The organism is Streptomyces adustus, from assembly GCF_009377175.1.
GTDB lineage: Bacteria > Actinomycetota > Actinomycetes > Streptomycetales > Streptomycetaceae > Streptomyces > Streptomyces adustus.
On record NZ_VJZD01000377.1, the window covers coordinates 1 to 5,994 of the forward strand.

General features: G+C 73.0%; 3 protein-coding genes and 2 pseudogenes. 4 read left to right on the plus strand and 1 reads right to left on the minus strand.

The genetic code is table 11. The features are described from left to right. Window positions 1–287 (minus strand): annotated as a pseudogene (locus tag FNH09_RS46920) (hypothetical protein); the annotation flags it as partial. Between the two features lie 133 nt (window positions 288–420). Here FNH09_RS46920 and FNH09_RS50360 point away from each other — a divergent pair. The 4 genes and pseudogenes from FNH09_RS50360 to FNH09_RS43635 all read left to right on the plus strand — a co-directional run bounded on the left by FNH09_RS50360 (window position 421) and on the right by FNH09_RS43635 (window position 5,918). Beyond that, the gene (locus FNH09_RS50360; RefSeq protein WP_420802839.1) at window positions 421–732 is read left to right on the plus strand and encodes a winged helix-turn-helix domain-containing protein; all 312 of its coding nucleotides are present in this window, start codon (window positions 421–423) and stop codon (window positions 730–732) included. Then, window positions 732–1,574: pseudogene (locus tag FNH09_RS43625) on the plus strand (LLM class F420-dependent oxidoreductase); the annotation flags it as partial. The gene FNH09_RS50360 and the pseudogene FNH09_RS43625, both read left to right, overlap by 1 nt. 325 nt (window positions 1,575–1,899) lie before the next feature. Then, window positions 1,900–3,378: a 3' terminal RNA ribose 2'-O-methyltransferase Hen1 gene (locus tag FNH09_RS43630; protein ID WP_152895416.1), complete on the plus strand. Its 1,479-nt coding sequence runs from the start codon at window positions 1,900–1,902 to the stop codon at window positions 3,376–3,378. After that, window positions 3,375–5,918, plus strand: a complete 2,544-nt coding sequence (locus FNH09_RS43635) for a polynucleotide kinase-phosphatase (protein WP_152895417.1) — start codon at window positions 3,375–3,377, stop codon at window positions 5,916–5,918. Before FNH09_RS43630 ends, FNH09_RS43635 begins: the two co-directional genes overlap by 4 nt. Window positions 5,919–5,994 lie beyond the last annotated feature (76 nt).

The following is a 5,994-nucleotide window of genomic DNA, read 5'->3' on the forward strand; positions in this document are numbered from 1 at the left end:
GCCTTCGGCGCGATGACCGCGCGTCGGGTTTTGCTGTCGTACGAGCTGACGGCGAGTGTCGTGCCGTGGGCCGTCTCCGCGCCGGAACGTCCCGGGTGGGCGGTGGCGGTCGCGGCGTCCGCCGGGGCCGCGGCGACGGCGAGCGAACGTTCGGAGGAGGCGGTGCCGGTGGTGGCGGTGGCGGTGGCCTGTTCGCCGGCCGCCGCCGTGGCGGGCGGGTCGGCGGACCGCGACGGCGAGGAGCAGCCGGCGGCGAGGAGGAGGGCGGCCGTGGTCAGTAAGGGCATGAGGGCACGCGTGTGCCCACGCCTCGTGCGTCTGCGCAAGGTCAAGTCCTGAGGGGGGTGGGGGGTGGCAAAGGGGAACCGTCACCGGTGAGTCCTACTGACGAGTACTACCGGTCGGTAATGAGGCATGAGCATGGCATGGGAAGTTCATGGGTACTCCACGATCCGGCCACAGCTGTTTGTGATCTGCGCCACGAGATTCGTGTCAGTCGCCCCGGCGCCCACCACCCGTCGGCGTTCGTCGCCCTCCGGCGTCAGCCGCCCCCCGGCGCAGACCTGGCGCATCCTGCGCCAGACGGACTGGAGCGTGCGGGTTCCGCGGCGCCGGGCTGCCGAACGCGACGAGGACGCGGTTCCCCGTGGATCGAAGAGACGTGCTGGCGGCGGTACGCGGCCGTGTAGAAGTCGCACCCTGCGGAGGAGGCCTCCGGCTCGATGCAATTGATGCGTGAACAGCGCTTGACCGAGCCCCGGCAGGGGGCGACCTGCGACACCTTGCTCACCGTGGCGAAGGCGACCGAGGACCTCGGCTTCGACGCCTTCTTCCGGTCGGACCACTACCTCAAGATGGGTTCCGTCGACGGCCTTCCCGGCCCCACGGACGCCTGGATCACCCTTGCGGGCCTGGCCCGCGAGACCAAGCGCATCCGGCTCGGCACGCTGATGACCGCCGCCACCTTCCGGCTGCCCGGAGTGCTCGCCATCCAGGTCGCGCAGGTCGACCGGATGTCCGGCGGTCGCGTCGAACTCGGCCTGGGCGCGGGCTGGTTCGAGGAGGAGCGCGCGGCGTACGGAATTCCGTTCCCGAAGGAGAAGTTCGGCCGTGCGGAGGAGCAGCCGGAGATCGTCACGGGACTGTGGGCGACGGAGCCCGGCAAGTCCTACGACTGCCACGGCACGTACTACGACCTCACCGACTCGCCCGCGCTGCCCAAGCCCGCTCAGCGGAGGATCCCGGAGCTGATCGGCGGCCACGGCGCGAGCCGGACGCCGCGGCTGGCCGGGCAGTACGCGGACGAGTTCAACATGCCGTTCGGCTCGGTCGAGGACAGCGAGCGGCAGTTCGGCCGGGTGCGGGCCGCCGCGGTGGAAGCCGGCCGCGCGGCCGACGACCTCGTCTGCTCCAACGCCCTCGTGGTCTGCGTCGGCAGGGACGACCAGGAGGTCGCCCGGCGCGCCGCCGCGATGGGCCGCGAGGTCGACGAGCTCAAGGTCGACGCCGACCGCCGTCCACGCCGGGCCGGACCACCGTCCACGCTCCGGGCCCGGTGGGCCGCTTCTCGCGCCCGGGCCTGGTGAACGGCTTCCGCGACCGGGCCCGCAGTGCTCGGGCGCCCCGCGAGGCCAGCGGGCCCCGGGCGTCATGCGGGCCCCGGGCATCATGCGCCCCAGGGTGCCCGGGCGCCCCGCGAGGCCGGCGAGGCCCGGGCGCCCTGCGAGGCCGGCGAGGCCCGGGCGCCCCGCGATGCCCGGGCGCCCCGCGATGCCCGGGCGCCCCGCGAGGCCCGGGCGTCATGCGCCCCGCGGCGCGCCCTGGCGCCACGCACCCCCCGGCCCCCGGACGCGGGAAAACCGGTGGTCGCGAGCCGTTCTGCCCGGGAGACTCGACCATATGTTCCTGACGATCAGCACCACCGGCACCGAGGAGCGCCCCGCGACCGACCTAGGGTTCCTGCTGCACAAGCATCCCGGGAAATCGCAGGCGTTCTCGACCTCCTACGGCACCGCGCACGTCCTCTACCCCGAGGCGGACGACGAGCGCTGCACGGCCGCGCTGTTGCTGGAGGTCGATACGGTGGCGCTGGTGCGGCGCGGCAAGGGCAAGGGCCGGGGCGGCGCACCCGACGCGGCGCTCGCGCAGTACGTCAACGACCGCCCGTACGCGGCCTCCTCGCTGCTCGCGGTCGCGCTGAGCGCGGTGTTCTCCAGCGCGATGCGCGGTGTGTGCAACGCCCTGCCCGAGCGGGCCGGGCAGCCCCTGCCGCTGCGCATCGAGGTGCCCGCGCTGCCCGCCCGTGGCGGCGCCGGCCTGGTCGGACGCCTCTTCGAACCGCTCGGCTGGACGGTGACCGCCGAACCGGTCGCCCTGGACACCGAGTTCCCGGAGTGGGGCGACTCGCGGTACGTGCGCCTGGTCCTCGCGTCGCAGACGCTGACCCTCGCCGAGGCGCTGCGCCACCTCTACGTCCTGCTGCCCGTCCTGGACGACGCCAAGCACTACTGGGTCGCCCCCGACGAGGTCGACAAGCTGCTGCGGGCCGGAGAGGGCTGGCTGCCCGACCACCCCGAGCAGAAGCTGATCACCAACCGTTATCTGTCGCGTCGCTGGTCGCTGACGCGGGAGGCGATGGAACGGCTGGAGCTGGTACGGCTGGCGGAGGCCGACGACAGCGCGGTCGAGGAGATCGACAACGCCGTGGCGGCCGAGGCCGAGACGGAGGAGAAGCCGACCCCGCTGGCCGTGCAGCGCCGCGACGCGATCGTCACCGCGCTGACCGAGTCCGGTGCGGCCCGGGTCCTCGACCTCGGCTGCGGGCAGGGCCAGTTGGTGCAGGCGCTGCTGAAGGACCCGCGGTTCACGGAGATCGTGGGCGTGGACGTCTCGGCGCGGGCGCTGACCATCGCCGCCCGGCGGCTGAAGCTGGACCGGATGGGTGAGCGGCAGGCCGCGCGGGTCCAGCTCTTCCAGGGCTCGCTCTCCTACACCGACAACCGGCTCAAGGGCTACGACGCCGCCGTGCTGAGCGAGGTGATCGAGCACCTCGACCTGCCCCGGCTGCCCGCCCTGGAGTACGCGGTGTTCGGCGCGGCGCGTCCGCGCACGGTCCTCGTGACCACCCCGAACGTCGAGTACAACGTCCGCTGGGAGACCCTCCCGGCCGGACACGTCCGGCACGGCGACCACCGCTTCGAGTGGACGCGCGAGGAGTTCCGCACCTGGGCGCGACTCGTGGCCGAACGGCACGGCTACGAGGTCGAGTTCAGGCCGGTCGGACCGGACGACCCCGAGGTGGGGCCGCCCACACAGATGGCCGTGTTCCGGATGCGGGACACCGACAGGACCGACAAGAAGGAGGCGAAGGCGGCATGACCGAGATCCGACAGGGGCGCACCCTGCCCGTCACCGACCTCTCCCTCGTCGTGCTGGTCGGCGCGTCCGGCTCGGGCAAGTCCACCTTCGCCCGACGCCACTTCAAGCCCACCGAGGTCATCTCCTCCGACTTCTGCCGCGGCCTGGTCAGCGACGACGAGAACGACCAGAGCGCCAGCCGGGACGCCTTCGACGTCCTGCACTACATCGCGGGCAAGCGGCTCGCGGCGGGCCGGCGCACGGTCGTCGACGCCACCAACGTGCAGCAGGACTCCCGGCGTCAACTGATCGACCTCGCCAGGAAGTACGACGTGCTGCCCATCGCCATCGTGCTGGACGTCCCGGAGGAGGTGTGCGCCCGGCGCAACGCGGCCCGCACCGACCGGGCGGACATGCCGCGCCGAGTGGTCCAGCGCCACATCCGCGAACTGCGACGTTCGCTGCGGCAGTTGGAGCGCGAGGGCTTTCGCAAGGTGCATGTGCTGCGCGGGGTGGAGGAGATCGAGCACGCCACCGTCGTCACCGAGAAGCGGTTCAACGACCTCACCCACCTCACCGGTCCCTTCGACATCGTCGGCGACATCCACGGCTGCTCGGCCGAGCTGGAGTCCCTGCTCACCCGGCTGGGCTATGTCGACGGCGTGCACCCGGACGGCCGTACGGCGGTGTTCGTCGGCGACCTCGTCGACCGCGGCCCGGACAGCCCCGGTGTGCTGCGTCGCGTGATGTCCATGGTCGGCTCCGGCAACGCCCTGTGCGTGCCCGGCAACCACGAGAACAAGTACGGGCGCCACCTCAAGGGCCGCAACGTCCAGCACACCCACGGACTGGCCGAGACGATCGACCAGATGGCGGGCGAGAGCGAGGAGTTCAAGCAGCAGGTACGGGAGTTCATCGACGGGCTCGTCAGCCACTACGTCCTCGACGGCGGCCGGCTGGTGGTCTGCCACGCCGGTCTGCCGGAGAAGTACCACGGCCGCACCTCCGGCCGGGTCCGCTCGCACGCGCTGTACGGCGACACCACCGGCGAGACCGACGAGTTCGGCCTGCCGGTGCGCTACCCGTGGGCCGAGGACTACCGGGGCAAGGCGGCCGTGGTCTACGGCCACACCCCCGTTCCGACGGCCACCTGGCTGAACAACACCATCTGCCTGGACACCGGGGCCGTCTTCGGCGGCAAGCTCACCGCGCTGCGCTGGCCGGAGCGCGAGCTGGTCGACGTACCGGCCCAGCAGGTCTGGTACGAGCCGACGAAGCCGCTGCGCAGCGAGGCGCCGGGCGGCCACGACGGACGCCCGCTGGACCTGGCGGACGTGCACGGCCGCCGCGCGGTCGAGACCCGGTACGCCGGCCGGGTGGCCGTCCGTGAGGAGAACGCGGCCGCAGCCCTGGAGGTCATGAGCCGCTTCGCGGTGGACCCGCGGCTGCTGCCGTACCTCCCGCCGACCATGGCGCCGACGGCCACCTCGCACGTCGAGGGCTATCTGGAGCACCCCGTCGAGGCGTTCACGCAGTACCGCGAGGACGGCGTCGAGCGGGTCGTGTGCGAGGAGAAGCACATGGGCTCGCGGGCGGTGGCCCTGGTCTGCCGGGACGCGGAGACGGCGCAGCGGCGCTTCGGCGTCGGGGCGGGTCCGACCGGCTCCCTCTACACCCGCACCGGCCGCCCGTTCTTCGACGACCCCTCGGTCACCGAGGCGGTCCTCGGCCGGCTGCGGTCGGCGATCGACGCGGCCGGGCTGTGGGCGGAGCTCGACACCGACTGGCTGCTGCTCGACGCCGAGCTGATGCCGTGGTCGCTGAAGGCCCAGGGACTGCTGCGCAGCCAGTACGCGGCGGTGGGCGCCGCCTCCGGGGCGGTGTTCCCGGGCGCGCTGGCCGCGCTGGAGGGCGCGGCCGCCCGGGGTGTCGACGTCGCCGACCTGCTGGCCCGCCAGCGTGAACGGGCCGCGGACGCGGCCGCGTTCACCGACGCCTACCGCCGCTACTGCTGGACCACGGACGGCCTCGACGGCGTACGGATGGCGCCGTTCCAGCTCCTGGCCGTCCAGGGCCGCAGCCTCGCCGCGCTCCCGCACGACGAACAGCTCGCCCTGCTCGACCGCCTCGTCGAGCACGACGGCACCGGACTGCTGCGCACCACCCGGCGCCTGTACGTCGACACCGGGGACCCGGAGTCGGTGCAGGCAGGCGTCGACTGGTGGCTGGAGATGACGGGCCGCGGCGGCGAGGGCATGGTCGTCAAGCCGCTCGGCGCGGTGGTGCGCACCGGCGAGGGGCGCTTGGCGCAGCCCGGCATCAAGTGCCGGGGACGCGAGTACCTGCGGATCATCTACGGTCCGGAGTACACGCGCCCCGACAACCTGACCCGACTGCGCGGACGGTTCCTGAACCACAAGCGTTCCCTCGCGATCCGCGAGTACGCACTCGGTCTGGAGGCCCTGGACCGCCTGGCGGAGGGCGAGCCCCTGTGGCGGGTGCACGAGGCGGTGTTCGGAGTACTGGCCCTGGAATCGGAGCCGGTGGACCCGCGGCTGTGAGCGGTGGGCATACGGCGATGCCCGGCGGGTGGGTCTCACCCGCCGGGCGGATGCCGGGCCGGCAGCGGGCGGGTGC

Coding starts and splice junctions, on each gene's coding strand:
- FNH09_RS50360 (WP_420802839.1), top strand. CDS start 421: ATGGCATGGGAAGTTCATGGGTACTCCACGATCCGGCCACAGCTGTTT.
- FNH09_RS43630 (WP_152895416.1), top strand. CDS start 1,900: ATGTTCCTGACGATCAGCACCACCGGCACCGAGGAGCGCCCCGCGACC.
- FNH09_RS43635 (WP_152895417.1), top strand. CDS start 3,375: ATGACCGAGATCCGACAGGGGCGCACCCTGCCCGTCACCGACCTCTCC.